Origin of the sequence: Streptococcus gwangjuense (assembly GCF_003627155.1) — a bacterium.
Classification (GTDB): Bacteria; Bacillota; Bacilli; order Lactobacillales; family Streptococcaceae; genus Streptococcus; species Streptococcus gwangjuensis.
Genome location: NZ_CP032621.1, coordinates 452,685 through 471,839 on the forward strand (window position 1 = coordinate 452,685; position 19,155 = coordinate 471,839).

The 19,155-nt window shown below is 40.8% G+C and carries 22 protein-coding genes and 2 pseudogenes; all 24 read left to right on the forward strand.

Annotation, left to right across the window (positions count from 1 at the left end):
• Positions 1–482 precede the first annotated feature (482 nt).
• Positions 483–800, forward strand: coding sequence for a hypothetical protein (locus D7D53_RS10335; protein ID WP_245941812.1), 318 nt, complete (start codon positions 483–485; stop codon positions 798–800).
• On the forward strand, positions 800–1,129 hold the full coding sequence (locus D7D53_RS02120) for an Imm59 family immunity protein (protein WP_120769977.1): 330 nt from the start codon (positions 800–802) through the stop codon (positions 1,127–1,129). The genes D7D53_RS10335 and D7D53_RS02120 overlap by 1 nt, the downstream gene beginning before the upstream one ends.
• Positions 1,130–1,228: 99 nt before the next feature.
• The gene (locus D7D53_RS02125; protein ID WP_120769978.1) at positions 1,229–1,618 is read left to right on the forward strand and encodes a YwqH-like family protein; all 390 of its coding nucleotides are present in this window, start codon (positions 1,229–1,231) and stop codon (positions 1,616–1,618) included.
• 4 nt (positions 1,619–1,622) lie between these two features.
• Complete coding sequence (locus D7D53_RS02130; protein WP_120769979.1) at positions 1,623–1,907, forward strand: TIGR04197 family type VII secretion effector; 285 nt, start codon at positions 1,623–1,625, stop codon at positions 1,905–1,907.
• A 9-nt stretch (positions 1,908–1,916) separates the two neighbouring features.
• Complete coding sequence (locus D7D53_RS10145; RefSeq protein WP_245941804.1) at positions 1,917–4,298, forward strand: T7SS effector LXG polymorphic toxin; 2,382 nt, start codon at positions 1,917–1,919, stop codon at positions 4,296–4,298.
• A gap of 1 nt (position 4,299) precedes the next feature.
• Positions 4,300–4,683 carry a hypothetical protein gene (locus D7D53_RS02155; protein WP_120769980.1) on the forward strand — a complete coding sequence of 128 codons (384 nt, stop codon included), beginning with the start codon at positions 4,300–4,302 and terminating at the stop codon, positions 4,681–4,683.
• Positions 4,684–4,812: 129 nt separating this feature from the next.
• The gene (locus D7D53_RS02160; protein ID WP_245941805.1) at positions 4,813–5,064 is read left to right on the forward strand and encodes a YwqH-like family protein; all 252 of its coding nucleotides are present in this window, start codon (positions 4,813–4,815) and stop codon (positions 5,062–5,064) included.
• 4 nt (positions 5,065–5,068) lie between these two features.
• On the forward strand, positions 5,069–5,353 hold the full coding sequence (locus D7D53_RS02165; RefSeq protein ID WP_120769982.1) for a TIGR04197 family type VII secretion effector: 285 nt from the start codon (positions 5,069–5,071) through the stop codon (positions 5,351–5,353).
• Positions 5,354–5,362: 9 nt separating this feature from the next.
• On the forward strand, positions 5,363–7,690 hold the full coding sequence (locus tag D7D53_RS10150) for a T7SS effector LXG polymorphic toxin (protein WP_245941806.1): 2,328 nt from the start codon (positions 5,363–5,365) through the stop codon (positions 7,688–7,690).
• Positions 7,672–8,094: a hypothetical protein gene (locus tag D7D53_RS02190; protein WP_120770849.1), complete on the forward strand. Its 423-nt coding sequence runs from the start codon at positions 7,672–7,674 to the stop codon at positions 8,092–8,094. Before D7D53_RS10150 ends, D7D53_RS02190 begins: the two co-directional genes overlap by 19 nt.
• 12 nt (positions 8,095–8,106) lie before the next feature.
• Complete coding sequence (locus D7D53_RS02195) at positions 8,107–8,529, forward strand: hypothetical protein (protein ID WP_120769983.1); 423 nt, start codon at positions 8,107–8,109, stop codon at positions 8,527–8,529.
• A gap of 91 nt (positions 8,530–8,620) precedes the next feature.
• Positions 8,621–8,974: pseudogene (locus tag D7D53_RS10155) on the forward strand (LXG domain-containing protein); the annotation flags it as partial.
• A gap of 165 nt (positions 8,975–9,139) precedes the next feature.
• A pseudogene (locus D7D53_RS09980) lies at positions 9,140–9,856 on the forward strand (TNT domain-containing protein); the annotation flags it as partial.
• 976 nt (positions 9,857–10,832) lie between these two features.
• A complete protein-coding gene (locus D7D53_RS02205) occupies positions 10,833–11,300 on the forward strand; it encodes a hypothetical protein (RefSeq protein WP_120769985.1) in 468 nt (155 codons plus the stop codon).
• Complete coding sequence (locus D7D53_RS02210; protein WP_042749691.1) at positions 11,297–12,172, forward strand: DUF4299 family protein; 876 nt, start codon at positions 11,297–11,299, stop codon at positions 12,170–12,172. Before D7D53_RS02205 ends, D7D53_RS02210 begins: the two co-directional genes overlap by 4 nt.
• Before the next feature lie 206 nt (positions 12,173–12,378).
• Positions 12,379–13,266, forward strand: a complete 888-nt coding sequence (gene ifs, locus D7D53_RS02215) for an NAD glycohydrolase inhibitor (RefSeq protein ID WP_120769986.1) — start codon at positions 12,379–12,381, stop codon at positions 13,264–13,266.
• A gap of 46 nt (positions 13,267–13,312) precedes the next feature.
• The gene (locus D7D53_RS02220) at positions 13,313–13,471 is read left to right on the forward strand and encodes a hypothetical protein (RefSeq protein WP_245941807.1); all 159 of its coding nucleotides are present in this window, start codon (positions 13,313–13,315) and stop codon (positions 13,469–13,471) included.
• A 9-nt stretch (positions 13,472–13,480) separates the two neighbouring features.
• Positions 13,481–15,187, forward strand: a complete 1,707-nt coding sequence (locus D7D53_RS02225) for a T7SS effector LXG polymorphic toxin (protein ID WP_120769988.1) — start codon at positions 13,481–13,483, stop codon at positions 15,185–15,187.
• Complete coding sequence (locus tag D7D53_RS02230; protein WP_004264076.1) at positions 15,187–15,504, forward strand: hypothetical protein; 318 nt, start codon at positions 15,187–15,189, stop codon at positions 15,502–15,504. Before D7D53_RS02225 ends, D7D53_RS02230 begins: the two co-directional genes overlap by 1 nt.
• Positions 15,505–15,512: 8 nt before the next feature.
• Complete coding sequence (locus tag D7D53_RS02235) at positions 15,513–16,196, forward strand: enhanced serine sensitivity protein SseB C-terminal domain-containing protein (RefSeq protein ID WP_004264066.1); 684 nt, start codon at positions 15,513–15,515, stop codon at positions 16,194–16,196.
• A 26-nt stretch (positions 16,197–16,222) separates the two neighbouring features.
• Positions 16,223–16,489: a DUF4176 domain-containing protein gene (locus tag D7D53_RS02240; RefSeq protein WP_120769989.1), complete on the forward strand. Its 267-nt coding sequence runs from the start codon at positions 16,223–16,225 to the stop codon at positions 16,487–16,489.
• A 3-nt stretch (positions 16,490–16,492) separates the two neighbouring features.
• The gene (locus D7D53_RS02245) at positions 16,493–16,927 is read left to right on the forward strand and encodes a YwqH-like family protein (protein WP_004264441.1); all 435 of its coding nucleotides are present in this window, start codon (positions 16,493–16,495) and stop codon (positions 16,925–16,927) included.
• Between the two features lie 4 nt (positions 16,928–16,931).
• Positions 16,932–17,216, forward strand: coding sequence for a TIGR04197 family type VII secretion effector (locus tag D7D53_RS02250; protein ID WP_042750264.1), 285 nt, complete (start codon positions 16,932–16,934; stop codon positions 17,214–17,216).
• 9 nt (positions 17,217–17,225) lie between these two features.
• Positions 17,226–19,154: a T7SS effector LXG polymorphic toxin gene (locus tag D7D53_RS02255; protein WP_120769990.1), complete on the forward strand. Its 1,929-nt coding sequence runs from the start codon at positions 17,226–17,228 to the stop codon at positions 19,152–19,154.
• The last annotated feature ends 1 nt before the right edge of the window (position 19,155 follow it).

Below are 19,155 nucleotides of genomic sequence, written 5' to 3' on the forward strand. Positions count from 1 at the left end.
GGGAATCCAGTAACTTTGACCAGTATCTGGCGAAGGAGAAACTCCAACGAGGCTTAAACAAATCCCCATTAGTTAGTCGGGAACTTCCGAAGGTGAAGGGTGTCCACAATGTCGAAACACCGAAGTATAACCGCGAACAGATTCTAAGGAATCTGGAAGAAAGCAGGCTTGCGAGGGAGAGTTCGAAGTTTGATAACTACCTTCGCAAAGAGTACGCACAACAAGGAAAATACTTTGCAGAAAGGATTTCATGGGGAGATGGCAAATATGCGTACCTCTCTAAGGATATTGATAAGGCAACAGGAAAACCAACACCAGTCAGATATCGTTCTTATCTAAAAGCTGACGGTTCTATCGATTGGCCTCTTAAAGATGGCTTTGTTTTAGATAGTGCTGGTAACGCTATTACAAAACCAGCTAATTTAAAAGTTGGAGATATCATAGATAGATTTGGTGAATCTGGAGGTACATTCACAAGTCCAGTGAAAGAAGGGAAGATAATACCTTTTAATAAACGGGGTCTACCATATCCAGAGGGATATCAAACATATCATCAGTATGAAATTGTGAAGGAAATTAATTTAAAAAATGTAACAATGGGTTACGAAGGATTATCTAAATCTGATAAAATGATACTTGATAAATTGATGGGAGAGTATAAATTCTCACTAAAAGATATAGCAGAACCTAAAGAAGGAATGATAGATATTGTTTTCGGTCAAGGTGGTGGAACTCAATTGAAATTTGGTACATCCATCAGTTGGTATGAGAAACTTGGTCTTATAAGAGAGGTGAAATAATGAGTAAATTAGAATTACATAAAAAGGATCTTCTAAAGGAAATTGAGAAATTAGGTTACTCAAGTTTAAGATATTCAATATTTTCAGAGGAAAAACCTGGAGAATGGGAAGTCGTCATTGAATATAATCAAGTAGAAAATTTATATTTTGTATACGGAACAATGGATAGAGGAAGTTTTAATGGAAAACATGTTTATAATACATTCCAAGAAGCAAAAACAAAATTTTTAGATTTTTTAGCAGACATAGTTATTATTAATCGATACTATGTCAAGGAAGGAATGCCCGTTAACTATCTATCCCCCCTCTGGGATGATATCACAGAATAATAAATAACTCCCCCTTTTATGATAGAATAAATGAAGCAAGAGTTTATCGATAAACCATTGGTAAGCTCTTGCTTTAAATAGAATTATCTTCAAGGTAGAGTGAATGCCTACTCCGCCAGCATCTCCTCTGCCCAATCACGGATTACTTCCATCGATGAAAAATTGGAACGTCTTCGTACGGCCAAGAAGTCTGTAGGGAAAATCCAACAAAATGTTCACAATATCAAGTATCCCATCATGCACCGAAATATTCAGCCAGAATGGCAAGGCAAACAAAAGGATGATTTCACCAAGCAGTGGGAAACCTTCTCCAGTGACTACACGAGTTTTCAAACGGAGATGAATACCTTCTATGATGCCATCTGTGATGAAATCACTAGGTTGGAAAATCAAAAGAACGAAGAACATGGCATTATTGGTTGGTGCCAAAGTCAGATTAACAATCTGGGGAATTTCATCGAGAAGCTACTACATACGAAGGAGGGGTAAGGTCATGTATGGAACGATTCAATTATCTGAGGTTCTGTTTAACGCGCACATCAGTAGTTTGACCAAGGCTCAGGCTAGTTTGGCTGGAGTGAGTAAGCCAAACTTTAACACGACATCGGAATCCAAGGTGCTCGATTTGTATCAGGAACAATTCAATGAGCTCTATCAGTTGATGACGAGCTATACGTCCTTATTGGGAACAGACATCGCCTTGATGTCCGCTACAGGAAAAGAATTGGCCCGTACAGATACTGTGTTGGGACAAACAATGTTTTCTGGCTTGCAGTAGGGAGGTTCTATGAGTTACAAGATAAAATTTGATGATATTACCTCTGTTCAAGTGGAAAGTCAAAAGACGATGAATGCTTGGGAAGAGGCCATCGCTAATCTAAATAAGGCTATGAGCGACTTCATCAACAATCAAAATCTCCAAGGTCAGGCCATCTCGAGTATGCGCAATTACCTAGTAGAGGTGCATGGGACTCTTCTTCAAACTCTGGTCAACCTGATGAATGACTACTCAACTAACCTCCTACTGTACAAGGATGGTTACTACCAGATTGATTCAAGCAATCATGCAAAGTTACCGGGTCAGGTGTTTACAACCCTTCATAGTGATTTAAAGAGTTCACGTGACAATCTAAAGAGTGAGATTGAGCTCTTGAACACGACCAAGGACAAGATTTCAGACTTGGTGAGCTATTCAGGAAGCAGTCATACCAGTACGGTCATGAACTATAACTTTCTCATGAATCAGGTCAAGAACTTGGACAACTCGATCATCCAGTATGAAAGTAATCATGCGAGTCAGGATTTGGTTGCCTTTAAGGAACTCTTGTCGGCGACCAAGGCCTTGATCGCAGAGCATGCAGGGAAGACACGGACTGTAGGGACTTATCAGTCGGGTGATTTCGCTAAACTCCAGTCTGTCCAACGCTTTGCGATAGCCTACCAACAGGCAACCAAGCAGATGGAGAGTCGTGTTGAACGCGTACAAGCTGCCCAGGAGAGAGACAAGGCTCGTTTTGAAGCCTTGGCTGCAGAGGATCGAGCCAAGAACGGTTGGAAAGACCTGGCAATTGGTGTGGTGACTGTTGCGTTTAGTATTCTTGCGATTGTAGGAAGCATGGGTTTTGCGACACCCTTGGTTGTTGGGGCTGGCTTAACCGCAGGACTGGGGTCGTTTGCTTATGGGGCGTCTAATGCAGTGGAAGGGATTCATAACATCCAACTTGGAAATGCAGGGGATGCCCATACGAAATCCTATAATCTCATCCGAGATACGCTTTTCATGGGGAATGACAAGCTGTATCATGATGTTGGGAATGTCTTTGTGACAGCGAGTGCCATCATGATTCCCATAGGGCAGACTCAGAGCGTTGTCAAGGGCTTGACCCAGTTTGCGATAGGGGAAGCAGGAGCCTATACAGCGGGTCAGGTAGCCTATCATGGGACCAAGCTCCTAGGTGGAAGTGAGGAAGATGCCCAAACCGCAAACTTTATCGGGAATATCGTAGGAGGTTATGTGGTCTCCTCAGCAGCCAGCAAGTTTAGTCTCAATAAGGTGAAAGTAGATGTCGAAGCACCGAAGTATAACCGCGAGCAGATTCTGAAGAATCTGAAAGAAAGTAAACTTGCGAGGGAATCCAGTAACTTTGACCAATATCTGGCGAAGGAGAAACTCCAACGAAACTTAAACAAATCCCCATTAGTTAGTCGGGAACTTCCGAAGTTGAAAGGTGTCCACGATGTCGAAGCACCGAAGTATAACCGCGAGCAGATTCTGAAGAATCTGGAAGAAAGTAAACTTGCGAGGGAATCCAGTAACTTTGACCAATATCTGGCGAAGGAGAAACTCCAACAAGGCTTAAACAAATCCCCATTAGTTAGTCGGGAACTTCCGAGGGTGAAAGGTGTCCACAATGTCGAAACACCGAAGTATAACCGCGAACAAATTCTAAAAAATATAGAAGAAAGTAGGCTTGCGAGGGAATCCAGTAACTTTGACCAATATCTGGCGAAGGAGAAATTCCAGAAAACCTTGATGAGTATGGAACCGATGGACCGTCAGAGATATCTTCAATGGCACAAATATGCGGAGGCAGGTATCAGTCCTTCAGACCGCGTAAGAGTGTTGGAAATTTCTGAAACAGCGCCCAAAATAAAAATGATAGATGGCATGAATCAGCAGTCTGTTTTTAAAAATATTGAAGCAATTGACAAGGAAATTAATCCTCGACCTAAACCAGAAAGATACTTACACCCTGACTACCTAGAAGCACATAAACATCAATTTGACAATGGAGCTATTAAAATTCAAAGATTCATGCCTCAAGAGGGTGGTTTTAATAATGGTGCAATAGGTAGTCCTAAGGATCATGTCGCTTTTGTTATGCCTAAAGATGTAGGCGAAACATTAATTGACATAAGTAAAGGCAATCCTAGACTTCTTGAGGATTTGCTAGGATTACATCCTGGCGATTTCGGTGATGCACCTGTGGCAATAGATATCCCTTATGATTCAATTAAAAATTTGAAAGTTCCGAGTGGTAATGAAGCTTCAGCTTTTAAAGGATATTGGAAACCAGGTGGCCGTACTTATCCAGGAAATATGCCAGAAGCAGTCATTGACGAAGTTCCGTGGGGAGAATTTACAATTAGAAAATTAGGAGGCGATTAAAATGAGTTTGACTAAAATAACATGGGAAGAATATGAGAAGTTTAAGGCGGTTCATACGCCAGACAATCTGTATATTCGGGAGCACAATGGAAGATACTATACGTTTTTTGAACTTGGTATTGCATCTGTGAGACGAGTATTTGAGATAAACGCTACAGATTTTGAAGTATATCTATCTGGGAAGCGCTCAGGAAATGATTTATTATTTAAAGCTCAGAATGATTGTTGGCCACCGAACGTGACACAAGAAGAAGCTGATAGAAATTTCTTGAGGCAATATCCTGAAGCTTTAAGAGGAAATCCTGAAGCGCAAGGTTTATTCACAAAGGCTGAACTGGAAGAAATATTACCTGAAGGGGCTGAAATTCTAGCGAGCAAAGATTAAAATAGCTCTTTCCATCGATGTTAAAATTGAATGAAGCAAGAGTTTACTAATATTTTATTGGTAAACTCTTACTTTAAATAGAATTCTCTTCAAATCCAACAAAATGTTCACAATATCAAGTATCCCATCATGCACCGAAATATTCAGCCAGAATGGCAAGGCAAACAAAAGGATGATTTCACCAAGCAGTGGGAGACCTTCTCCAGTGACTACACGAGTTTTCAAACGGAGATGAATACCTTCTATGATGCCATCTGTGATGAAATCACTAGGTTGGAAAATCAAAAGAACGAAGAACATGGCATTATTGGTTGGTGCCAAAGTCAGATGAACAATCTGGGAAATTTCATCGAGAAGCTACTACATACAAGGGAGGGGTAAGGTCATGTATGGAACGATTCAATTATCTGAGGTTCTGTTTAACGCGCACATCAGTAGTTTGACCAAGGCTCAGGCTAGTTTGGTTGGAGTGAGTAAGCCAAACTTTAACACGACATCGGAATCCAAGGTGCTCGATTTGTATCAGGAACAATTCAATGAGCTCTATCAGTTGATGACGAGCTATACGTCCTTATTGGGAACAGACATCGCCTTGATGTCCGCTACAGGAAAAGAGTTGGCCCGTACAGATACTGTATTGGGACAAACAATGTTGTCTGGCTTGCAGTAGGGAGGTTCTATGAGTTACAAGATAAAATTTGATGATATTACCTCTGTTCAAGTGGAAAGTCAAAAGACGATGAATGCTTGGGAAGAGGCCATCGCTAATCTAAATAAGGCTATGAGCGACTTCATCAACAATCAAAATCTCCAAGGTCAGGCCATCTCGAGTATGCGCAATTACCTAGTAGAGGTGCATGGGACTCTTCTTCAAACTCTGGTCAACCTGATGAATGACTACTCAACTAATCTCCTACTGTACAAGGATGGCTACTATCAAATTGATTCAAGCAATCATGCAAAGTTACCAGGTCAGGTGTTTACACGATTACATAGTGATTTGAAGAGTTCACGTGACAATCTAAAGAGTGAGATTGAGGTCTTGAACACGACCAAGGACAAGGTTTCAGACTTGGTGAGCTATTCAGGAAGCAGTCATACCAGTACGGTCATGAACTATAACTTTCTCATGAATCAGGTCAAGAACTTGGACAACTCGATCATCCAGTATGAAAGTAATCATGCGAGTCAGGATTTGGTCGCCTTTAAGGAACTCTTGTCGGCGACCAAGGCCTTGATCGCAGAGCATGCAGGGAAGACACGGACTGTAGGGACTTATCAGTCGGGTGATTTCGCCAAACTCCAGTCTGTCCAACGCTTTGCGATGGCCTACCAACAGGCGACCAAGCAGATGGAGAGTCGTGTTGAACGCGTACAAGCTGCTCAGGAGAGAGACAAGGCTCGTTTTGAGGCCTTGGCTGCGGAGGATCGAGCCAAGAACGGTTGGAAAGACCTGGCAATTGGTGTGGTGACCGTTGCGTTTAGTATTCTTGCGATTGTAGGAAGCATGGGTTTTGCGACACCCTTGGTTGTTGGGGCTGGCTTAACCGCAGGACTGGGGTCGTTTGCTTATGGGGCCTCTAATGCAGCGGAAGGGATTCATAACATCCAACTTGGAAATGCAGGGGATGCCCATACGAAATCCTATAATCTCATCCGAGATACGCTTTTCATGGGGAATGACAAGCTGTATCATGATGTTGGGAATGTCTTTGTGACGGCGAGTGCCATCATGATTCCCATAGGGCAGACTCAGAGCGTTGTCAAGGGCTTGACTCAGTTTGCGATAGGGGAAGCAGGAGCCTATACAGCGGGTCAGGTTGCCTATCATGGAACTAAGCTCCTAGGTGGAAGTGAGGAAGACGCTCAAACCGCAAACTTTATCGGAAACCTGGTAGGAGGCTATGTGACCTCCTCAGCAGCCAGCAAGTTTAGTCTCAATAAGGTGAAAGTAGATGTCGAAGCACCGAAGTATAACCGCGAGCAGATTCTGAAGAATCTGAAAGAAAGTAAACTTGCGAGGGAATCCAGTAACTTTGACCAGTATCTGGCGAAGGAGAAACTCCAACGAGGCTTAAACAAATCCCCATTAGTTAGTCGGGAACTTCCGAAGGTGAAGGGGGTGCACGATGTCGAAGCACCGAAGTATAACCGCGAACAGATTCTGAAGAATCTGGAAGAAAGTAAACTTGCGAGGGAATCCAGTAACTTTGACCAGTATCTGGCGAAGGAGAAACTCCAACGAAACTTAAACAAATCCCCATTAGTTAGTCGGGAACTTCCGAAGGTGAAGGGGGTGCACGATGTTGAAACACCGAAGTATAACAAAGAACAAATCCTGAAGAATATAGAGGAAAGCAAACTTGCGAGGGAGAGTTCAGGGTTTAAAGACTTTTCAACTCGCGAAAGATATCTAGAGAAGGTCTTTAACAAATTAACTCCTGAAGAAAGGGAATTAATTTTTAATATTTCTAAGGACTCACCTAAAGTGAAGTATATTAGAGGTGCATATACTAAGAAGGATATACTTGATATCAAGCCCGATTCTCAGAAAGGAATCTTTCGCCCTGATGTTGAGGAATATCTCACCCCTAAGTATATAGAAGCACACAGACAACTATTTAAAAATGGAGCATCCCGATTCCAAAAATTTCAGCCTAGCGAGAATTGGAATGAGGGTATTGTTGGGAGTGGTGATGGAACAAGTTTCTGGCTGAGCAAAGAACATGCAGATATCATTGAAAAGGTTGCCAATGGAGATAATCGTCTTTATGAAATCATATTAGGACTTGATGAAGGTTATTTAGGAGATGGTCCACTTTATCGTTTGGATGTTACTCCAGAAGTAGTAGCGGAAAAAGGGATTTCCATACCAAGTGGAAATGAAGTTGGAGCCAATGACTGGTGGAGACCAGCTGGACGAACTTTCCCAGGAGATATTCCAGAAGGTGTCATGGAAGATATTAGTACCAAGAGAGGAGAACATACATGGAACATAGTAAATTAGGCTGGGAAGATGTTATCCAGTTTGAAGAGGTAATAGGCTACGGTCAGCATATATGGAGAGATGGTAATACTCTTTATTACGTTACTGAGGAGGGAGGAATTGCCCCTCAGCGTGTGGTTTATGAATTACCAAATGAGTTATTTGCCTTACTAGAGAGTGGGGAGAGAACGATACGAGAAGTATCTTATAGAGTAAAGAACAATTGTTGGCCACCGACGGAAGAAGAAAAGAACGAAATAAGAAAAAAAAGAGCTAGAGAAAAGCCAATTGTGCTGATATCAAACCGTAAAAATCAGTTGCTTTTTAGTAATAAAGAACTTGAAATACTTATTCCTCAAGCCGAACAACAATGGATAGAATCAATGGGTGAACTTCCAGACGATTATGTATCACCACTTAAGTAAAAGAGGTTTGAAATGAAACCAACAAAACTAGGCTGGGAAGACGTTATTCAGTTCGAAGAAGTCAAAGGATACGGAAAAGAAGTTTGGAAACATAATAATCAGTATTATATCGTCAATATTGAAGGTGGCATGATGGATGAACGAGTTGTTTATGAATTATCGGACGAGTTATTTTCCTTGCTGGAGAGTAGGAAGAAAACGTTACGAGAAGTATCTTATAGAGTAAAGAACGATTGCTGGCCCCCAACGGAAAAAGAAATCAATAAAATAAAAAGGGGAAGAGCCAAAGAACGACCAAAGATACTGATAGCTAATCCGAAAAATCAATTACTTTTTACACAAGAAGAATTAAAAGAGTTAATGACCATTGCAGAGAAGATTTGGATCGAATCTGAAGGCAAACTTCCAGATAATTATGTATCGCCATTAAAATAGCTTGTAAGGAACTTGTTTATACACTGTTAGTTGTAGGCAAGTTCCTGTTTTTACATTAAGTGCAAATCTCCAAGGTCAGGCCATCTCGAGTATGCGCAATTACCTAGTAGAGGTGCATGGGACTCTTCTTCAAACTCTGGTCAACCTGATGAATGACTACTCAACTAACCTCCTACTGTACAAGGATGGTTACTACCAGATTGATTCAAGCAATCATGCAAAGTTACCGGGTCAGGTGTTTACAACCCTTCATAGTGATTTAAAGAGTTCACGGGACAATCTAAAGAGTGAGATTGAGCTCTTGAACACGACCAAGGACAAGATTTCAGACTTGGTGAGCTATTCAGGAAGTAGTCATACCAGTACGGTCATGAACTATAACTTTCTCATGAATCAGGTCAAAAACTTGGACAACTCGATCATCCAGTATGAAAGTAATCATGCGAGTCAGGATTTGGTTGCCTTTAAGGAACTCTTGTCGGCGACCAAGGCCTTGATCGCAGAACATGCAGGGAAGACACGGACTGTAGGGACTTATCAGTCGGGTGATTTCGCCAAACTCCAGTCTGTCCAACGCTTTGCGATGGCCTACCAACAGGCGACCAAGCAGATGGAGAGTCGTGTTGAACGCGTACAAGCTGCTCAGGAGAGAGACAAGGCTCGTTTTGAGGCCTTGGCTGCGGAGGATCGAGCCAAGAACGGTTGGAAAGACCTGGCAATTGGTGTGGTGACCGTTGCGTTTAGTATTCTTGCGATTGTAGGAAGCATGGGTTTTGCGACACCCTTGGTTGTTGGGGCTGGCTTAACCGCAGGACTGGGGTCGTTTGCTTATGGGGCGTCTAATGCAGCGGAAGGGATTCATAATATCCAACTTGGGAATGCAGGGGATATCCATACGAAATCCTATAATCTCATCCGAGATACGCTTTTCATGGGGAATGACAAGCTGTATCATGATGTTGGGAATGTCTTTGTGACGGCGAGTGCCATCATGATTCCCATAGGGCAGACCCAGAGCGTTGTCAAGGGCTTGACTCAGTTTGCGATAGGGGAAGCCGGCGCCTATACAGCGGGTCAGGTAGCCTATCATGGGACTAAGCTCCTAGGTGGTAGTGAGGAAGATGCCCAAACCGCAAACTTTATTGGGAATATCGTAGGAGGTTATGCGGCCTCCTCAGCAGCCAGCAAGTTTAGTCTCAATGAGGTGAAAGTAGAGGTCGAAGCACCGAAGTTTAACCGCGAGCAGATTCTGAAGAATCTGAAAGAAAGTAAACTTGCGAGGGAATCCAGTAACTTTGACCAGTATCTGGCGAAGGAGAAACTCCAACTAGGCTTAAACAAATCCCCATTAGTTAGTCGGGAACTTCCGAAGTTGAAAGGTGTCCACGATGTCGAAGCACCGAAGTATAACCGAGAGCAGATTCTGAAGAATCTGAAAGAAAGTAAACTTGCGAGGGAATCCAGTAACTTTGACCAGTATCTGGCGAAGGAGAAACTCCAACGAAACTTAAACAAATCCCCATTAGTTAGTCAGGAACTTCCGAGGGTGAAGGGAACAGCGAATCCATCACCAAGTCAATCAACAACTCGAGCAATCATTGACCAAAAATTAAAAGAGTATGGTGTTTCTTGGGATGAATTTAATCGACTAAGGAATACGCATGTGACCAAAATGACACAGTCTGAATATGATATGATGATTGATATTCGTAATACAATTCCGTATCCAAACGATTCAACCGTCATGCAAAAGATTATGCCTATTGAAGATGAGGTTTGGCTATTTGATAGGAAAAAAGCAACAGCGGGTGGCTATGTAGCCAAACGTTCGGATGTGAAAAATATTACTAATATCAGGGAAGCTGTAGAAGGATTACGATTGGACTATGAGGGATCACCATTTGTTGAAACTATGATTGATGCAAATGGCAATAGGGTTGCAGTACGTGATCAGAATGGTAATTTGAAGCTAAAAACAGATGCATATCTTCGTTTAGAGTATACTACTGATGAGACGGGTTATATTAAAATCCCATATGGAGATATGGATGGGAATTTAATAGATGCAAAAGGTAATGTTTTGATGAATAGCGATACAGGTAAGCCTTATAAAGCAATAGACCCTGCTAGTGGAAATGGCTTTATAAAATCAGATTCAGATGAGTTTTTGGTTCCAGAATATCGTCATTCAAATAGAAGTAGACTCAAGGAAGGCTCTAAATTGTATCTAAATGTCGGAGGAGAAGAAGTATTAGTTGGTAGGGTCAATAAATATGGTATAATGGAATACGTGGAGGGATAAAATGGATAAAGAATATCTAGTTTATGAAGATGAAGTATATTCTAATTTTGTGAATTATATAAATGGATATATTCTTCTATCAAAAGCTCCAGCGATGTTGGAAGAGGGCTACGTTCCCTATAGTTTCTATGAATCTGGTGATTATGAAGGGTTATACGGGAAGTTCCTGTCTTATAGTGAAGTTACGCAAAGATATAGCGTTTATGATCGTGTCCTATATAAAGGTCAGGAATTTGCAATTGCTGGTCACAAGCATGGAGATGATGATTTTACAGCACCTGATTCTTATGTGCGAATATTGGTTTCTGATAAAGAATTTTTAAATGAAAACAATATAGCAGATGGCGCGTCATTGATGGATGATAAGTACGGTCATATTACGTATGCATCAGGAAAAATCCCTGTCAGCGAAGTAACGATTCTACGTCGTAGAAAGGATTTGCCAGTAGACCGAAGGAGAAAAATATGAAATCAGTTAATTTTACAATAAAAAGCAACCAATCACTAAGAATTGGTGAGGTGCTTCAAGCAGAACTTTTTGAATGTTACAGCGTTTCCGCTAAGGATGCAGGATTAAAGCCATCTGCAGACTCTCTTATTTCGGATTTCCATTCTGTTCAGTTTGGGGTCAAAGAGAAGTCTAGTCTAGGGTTCCGTCTATCTTTTGATGGTCAAGCCTATCAGGTATCTGTTCCAGATTTGGCGACAGCTTCTGACTGGACTGGGGCCTTGATGTTCTTGAAAACATTGCTGGTTCTTTTAGATGTAAGAGTGTGTGAACATGATGGCGTGGACTATGATAAAGATTCCATTCTTGATTTTCATTTCACAGATATTTTCTTATCAGCTCTCTCAGAATTGACTAAGGAAGTAAAAGTTCATCCTATAGTAGAAGTTATGGGAGTGAAACGTCCTATTTACATCAATGAACTTTACCTAGGGCAGATTATCCATGTGCCGGATGATCAACTCTTAAATAGTTATGACCAGCGTTTGCGCTTTACCCAACAGCTAAATGCTTATTACTCTGAGCAACAAGTTTTTAAAGTAGAGCAAAATGGAGAGGACATCATTATCCCTATCAATTATCTAAATAGTGAAGGGCGAACAATCTTACCGGCTCAACCAGAGCTAGAACCTCAATATTTACAAGAGTATCGAGGAAGTAAGGTTGCAGTTGCACGACTATTTATAATGACAGCCGATGGGGAAAAACTAGCCGAAGTTCCTTATCGTCAGTTCTTAGAGTCGTTGACTGAGGGAATCTATATGCTGGATGCCAAGTATGTTCTTGTGGACCCAATTTCTCCTGAAATGTTGCAGAAGTTATCGCAGAACTAACATTCTAAGAAACTTATTAGTCCGTTCATGGCTGAAAAGTTTACCATCTGATAGTTTTTCAGGTGGTTTTCTTTTTCCTTAAGTTCCCCATTTTATTTTTTTGTATTTATTTTATGCTATAATAAGACAAAGTTTTAATACCATCATTCAACAATAGACGGAGTAAATAGCTAAAAATAGGCAGAATTAACCAATGGAGTAACTAAATGAAGACATATAAATTGAAAAATAAAGAAAATTATCAAAATTTTGTAAAAGACTATCGTGAAATAATGAAAGAAGGGAAAGAAGCTGAAGTTTTTCTAGGGACGGAAGCTAGGTATCGTTTTCGACAACGAGATTCTTATGAACTTGATAGTACAGATATTGGAGTATTGATAGAATATTGCTTATATCCTTTGTATGTGGAAGGTGATAGGGATATAGCGCGCAGAACTTTTGAAATCTTGAAAGATTTTAGCTTATCTAATGATCTAATGAAATTAAAGAAGGTCACTCAATATATTTCTAATCAAAAATGGTTTGTAACGAATTATTATGATATTCCCTTTGTTATTGAAACAGATGAATTGGTAAGAAATATTATAGAAAGCACTTCCCACCTATCAGATGATCAAAAACAAACGTATACCTATGAAGGGTTGTGTAATGTATTAGAACGTAATCCAGAATACAGACAGTGTGACGAAGAAAAGGTAGAGAAGATTCTCAAGGAATTCAAGGAAAAATACTACAATCCACCTAAGGTAGTAGAAACCATTAAAACAGTTGAGAAAATTGAACTAGACGTTACAAGCATCGATGCGATGGGTGTTTCAGATGACCATCTAGAGTTGTTGTTGATTGATGAAAACAAATGGATAGAGTCTCTGGAAGAGGAACATCTCTTGAAACTTCAAGAAAAACTCAACAACTATATCTACTTCCTCGAAAGCAAGCAGTATGTAGAACGATACGGCGATAGCTTTGATAAAAAAGTCATCCATATCACCTTCCAATATTCTCCATCTGATAATGGACTAGCCTTTCTTGCAGCAGTTCAAAAGGTATTACAACCGACGGATATGAGTTTGAAGGTAGAATTGCCAGAGTAATAAAGAGAGCGGAAACGCTCTCTTTTTGTGGTATAATGAAGAAGGAGTGAACCTATATCAAAAACAATTTAATGAACTCCACCAGCTGGTGACGAGCTATACGTCCTTATTGGGAACAGACATCGCCTTGATGTCCGCTACAGGAAAAGAGTTGGCCCGTACAGATACTGTATTGGGACAAACAATGTTTTCTGGCTTGCAGTAGGGAGGTTCTATGAGTTACAAGATAAAATTTGATGATATCACCTCTGTTCAGGTGGAAAGTCAAAAAACGATAAATGCTTGGGGAGAGTCCGTTGCGAGCCTAAACAAGGCCATGACAGACTTCATCAACAATCAAAATCTCCAAGGTCAGGCCATCTCGAGTATGCGCACCTACCTAGTAGAGGTGCATGGGACTCTCCTTCAGACTCTGGTCAACCTGATGAATGACTACTCAACCAATCTCCTACTGTACAAGGACGGCTACTACCAGATTGATGGTGACCTTCATACAAAGCTACCTGGTCAGGTGTTTACAAACCTTCATAGTAATTTAAAGAGTTCACGGGACGATTTGAAGGGTGAGATTGAGGTCTTGAACACGACCAAGGACAAGATTTCAGACTTGGTGAGCTACGAAGGAAGCAGTCATACCAGTACAGTCATGAACTATAACTTCCTCATGAACCAGCTCAAGAACTTGGATACCTCCATCACTCAGTATGAAAGTAATCATGCGAGTCAGGATTTGGTTGCCTTTAAGGAACTCTTGTCTGCGACCAAGGCCTTGGTCGCAGAGCACGCAGGGAAGACACGTACGGTAGGGACTTATCAGTCAGGAGATTTTGCCAAACTCCAGTCTGTTCAACGCTTTGCGATAGCTTACAAACAGGCGACCCAGCAGATGGAGAGTCGTGTTGAACGCGTACAAGCAGCTCAGGAGCGGGACAAGGTCCGTTTTGAAGCCTTGGCTCGATCAGATAAGGGTTGGAAAGACATGGCTGTTAGCGCATTGACTATCATTGTCGGAGTGACAGCCATCGTAGTTACATTGGGCTCTGCGACTCCTTTAGTTGTTGCAGGCGGTATAGTGGGTCTTGGGACAACAGCCTATGGGGCTTCTAATATGTATGAGGCTGATCAGGATATCAAACTTGGGAATGCAGGGGATATTCAGACTAAAGCAGGAAATCCCATCAGAGATACGCTTTTCATGGGCAATGACAAGCTGTATCATGATGTTGGGAATATCTTTGTGACGGCGAGTGCTATCATGATTCCCATAGGGCAGACTCAGAGCGTTGTCAAGGGCTTGACCCAGTTTGCGATAGGGGAAGCAGGTGCCTATACAGCGGGTCAGGTTGCCTATCATGGGACTAAGCTCCTAGGTGGTAGTGAGGAAGACGCTCAAACCGCAAACTTTATCGGGAATATCGTAGGTGGCTATGCGGTAGCTTCAGCAGCCAGCAAGTTTAGTCTCAATAAGGTGTCCACCAATCCAAGAGAATATAGTTACAATATGATTGAAAATCCTGGGCCACTACTAGAAATTAATGAAACTGCAGCTAAAAGTTTCGCTAGCGGTAAATATAATGTGAAAATATTAGAAGAGGATACGGTCTTTTTTAGAGCAGGAAATTCTGACAGTCCTTTAGGACAATATTATACAAGGGATATCCCTGAGTCAGTAATAAAAGTTAGGATAGAGTCCGCAGTTAAACCTCAGTGGATTGATAGGGATACAGGAGTCTTAACAGGTACATCAGAATTGACTGATATCTATGCTACTAAGTTCCCAAAAGGTACCGTCTATTATGAAGGTCCTACAGGATCTCAAGGAGGAGTATATATTGGTGGCAAAGAACAGATATTTATCAATAAACCCTGGACTATTGATGGAATTCTTAATAATACAACACATCTAGGAGGAATAAGGTGATGGTAAATTTCAAAGAAGAACTAATAGAATTGTTAATTGACTTATTAGGGATTCTATCAGAACATAAGCAGCGTCATAATGTTAATTATTTTATAGGGACGCTTAAAAATATGATAGCAATCATACAAAATATAGAAAATCCTGAACTCCCAAATGAATGTATAGAGAAACTTCGAAAAATGTACAAAAGTATGTTTTTCCCAAGAGACGGTTTATCGGATTTTTATATTCTTGATTCTGATGCTACATATATGACAAAATGTAATACTCAATTTTCGTCATTATTAAATAGAATTGATGCTTTATTAGAAGAATGAGGAAGTTAATGTTAGATTTGAATCTTTTATATAATATATATAAAGAAAATAACAGGGAGTCAGACTGGAAGAAATTTGCTATTGCTCTTTCAAAATCATATTTGTTGGTACCTTTTACTACAATTGATAGCTCTGATATTCTAATCACATTAAATGGTAGCGATGGTAGACAGTATTTGCCTATATTTACTGATTTTGAATCTATCAATTTATCTAGTTCATTATTTAATAAAAGTGTTAAGTTCGCCAAAGTAGATATAGTATATATTTATAAATTTCTAGAACGTAATTCACCTGTAAAATATGTTGTATTGAATCCTTGTGAAATCAGTGTTTTTATGGACAAAGATTATATAGAATCGATATTATCTTTAATCAATTCACGTAAAATACTTTTTGGAAAGCCAATTGAGGATACAACGTTGATTGAAAAAAAGCTTTCAAATATTTTTAAGGAAATTCCTTCAGTTAATAATGTCTTTTTCGTAAAGATACTAGTGAAAGAAGAAAGTAGTTACTTACTAGTCATAGATTCTGATGACTCTCAAAATGAGCTACTTCTTTTTGAGAAGATTTCTAAAAAAATTGCGAGTCATAAAATAGACTCTGATTGTCCTTTTGATCTGATATCAAGCAATACAGAGTTAGGAGAAGAAATAATGAAGGATAATCCTCCCATTTACACTCGCTAATATTTTTAAAAGGAAGTACCAAAAAGATGCTCATCATTGCTCGTGTGATTGTAGCACCAGTCAAAGGAGATATCTATCGTTTTGACTACGGGGCTTGCCTCTATCCCGAAGGGATGGTAGGCGATAGCCTTATCTACTTCAATGACGAAGATATTTTTAAGGTAGTTCAAGAGGGTTATAGTGATGAGGATAATGACCTCATGTTGGAAAATATTGCTGCGGTTATAGATCAGACAGAGATTCCTAAAGGAAATGTTGCTGAGTTGAATGAAGTAAATGAACTAGGAGGCTAATACATGGGGCAAATAGACTATGATCAAATCTATTATCTTCAAGGTAGAGTGAATGCCTACTCCACCAGCATCTCCTCTGCCCAATCACGGATTACGACTATCGATGAACAGTTGGAACGTCTTCGCACGGCCAAGAAGTCTGTAGGGGAAATTCAAAAAAAGGTTTATTATACTAAAAAAAAGATTATTAGGAAAAATTATCAGCCTACTTGGCAAGGCAAACAAAAGGATGATTTCACCAAGCAGTGGGAAACCTTCTCTAGTGACTACACGAGTTTTCAAACGGAGATGAATACCTTCTATGATGCCATCTGTGATGAAATCACTAGGTTGGAAAATCAAAAGATTGAAGAAAATGGCCTTATTGGCTGTCTTCAGAGTTTGAAGAATAGTTTGGAAAATTCCATCGAGAAGCTACTACATACGAAGGAGGGGTAAGGTCATGTATGGAACGATTCAATTATCCGAGGTTCTGTTTAACTCGCACATCGGTAGCCTGTCTAAAGCCAAGGCTAGTTTGGCAGGAGTTGGGAAACCAAGTTTTAATACGACAGCTACATCGAAAGGATTGGACTTGTATCAGGAACAATTCAATGAACTCCACCAGTTGGTGAAGACCTATGCGATCTTGCTGGAGACAGATATCGCTTTGATGGCAGGCACAGGGAAAGAGATGCATCGGACAGATAGTGTCCTGGGTCAAAACATGTTTCCTGGTTTGCAGTAGGGAGGTGCTATGAGTTACAATATAAAATTTGATGATATTACCTCTGTTCAGGTGGAAAGTCAAAAAACGATAAATGCTTGGGGAGAGTCCGTTGCGAGCCTAAACAAGGCCATGACAGACTTCATCAACAATCAAAATCTCCAAGGTCAGGCCATCTCGAGTATGCGCCGTTACCTAGTAGAGGTGCATGGGACTCTTCTTCAGACTCTGGTCAACCTGATGAATGACTACTCAACTAACCTCCTACTGTACAAGGATGGTTACTACCAGATTGATGGTGATCTTCATACAAAGCTTCCAAGTAAGGTATTTACAAACCTTCATAGTGCTTTAAAGAGCTCACGGGACGATTTGAAGAGTGAGATTGAGGTCTTGAACACGACTAGGGACAAGATTTCAGACTTGGTGAGCTATTCAGGAAGCAGTCATACCAGTACGGTCATGAACTATAACTTTCTCATGAATCAGGTCAAGAACTTGGACAACTCGATCATCCAGTATGAAAGTAATCATGCGAGTCAGGATTTGGTTGCCTTTAAGGAACTCTTGTCGGCGACCAAGGCCTTGATCGCAGAGCATGCAGGGAAGACACGGACTGTAGGGACTTATCAGTCGGGTGATTTCGCCAAACTCCAGTCTGTCCAACGCTTTGCGATAGCCTACCAACAGGCAACCAAGCAGATGGAGAGTCGTGTTGAACGCGTACAAGCTGCCCAGGAGAGAGACAAGGCTCGTTTTGAAGCCTTGGCTGCAGAGGATCGAGCCAAGAACGGTTGGAAAGACATGGCTGTTAGCGCATTGACTATCATTGTCGGAGTGACAGCCATCGTAGTTACATTGGGCTCTGCGACTCCTTTAGTTGTTGCAGGCGGTATCGTGGGTCTTGGGACAACAGCCTATGGGGCTTCTAATATGTATGAGGCTGATCAGGATATCAAACTTGGGAATGCAGGGGATATTCAGACTAAAGCAGGAAATCCCATCAGAGATACGCTTTTCATGGGGAATGACAAGCTGTATCATGATGTTGGGAATATCTTTGTGACGGCGAGTGCTATCATGATTCCCATAGGGCAGACTCAGAGCGTTGTCAAGGGGGTGACCCAGTTTGCGATAGGGGAAGCAGGCGCCTATACAGCGGGTCAGGTAGCCTATCATGGGACTAAGCTCCTAGGTGGTAGTGAGGAAGATGCCCAAACCGCAAACTTTATCGGGAATATCGTAGGAGGCTATGCGGTCTCTTCAGCAACCAGCAAGTTTAGTCTCAATAAGGTGAAAGATGCCTTTTCTACGAATACAAAAAAATACACTCTGAATAGTGATCGATTATCAAATCTAGAACTATATACATCTCCAGAAATAAAAGCTAAAATCAATAAGGCGGGTTATAGCCTGGAGGACTTTTCGAACTTAGTAGATGCAGATACGACTTTATCAGCTAAAACAGATGCCTTTGTCAAAGCTGTTCGCAAAGAGATTGGTATACCAGCTCCTAAAACCAAGATGAATAAAACGATACCTACAGAGTTTGTTGAATCATATCTCAGCGGAGAACGTAATTCTTTTGCAGGTTTTGTCTCGGTTGATGAGCATTCAAAATCATTAACTACTCTTCCAGAAATAGTTGAAGGAAATCGATTAGACTACCCCAATACTCCTTTTGACTTAGAAAAAACCAAGACCTATGCGAAGATATCATTTTTCTTGGATGAAGCAGATAAGCTAGATATTCCATTTGGTGAACTTGATAATGCGAGTTATCCTTTTACAGGTCGAGGTTTTACAGGTTCTAAGAATATCATATTACCGGAGTATAAATTGATGGAAGAACATGTATTTAAGAATGGAGATATGATAAGCATTTTTGAAAGTAAAACTGGTAAAGTTATGAAACAATACGGTTTTACTAAAGATAAAGGCTGGATAGTATTGGAATGAG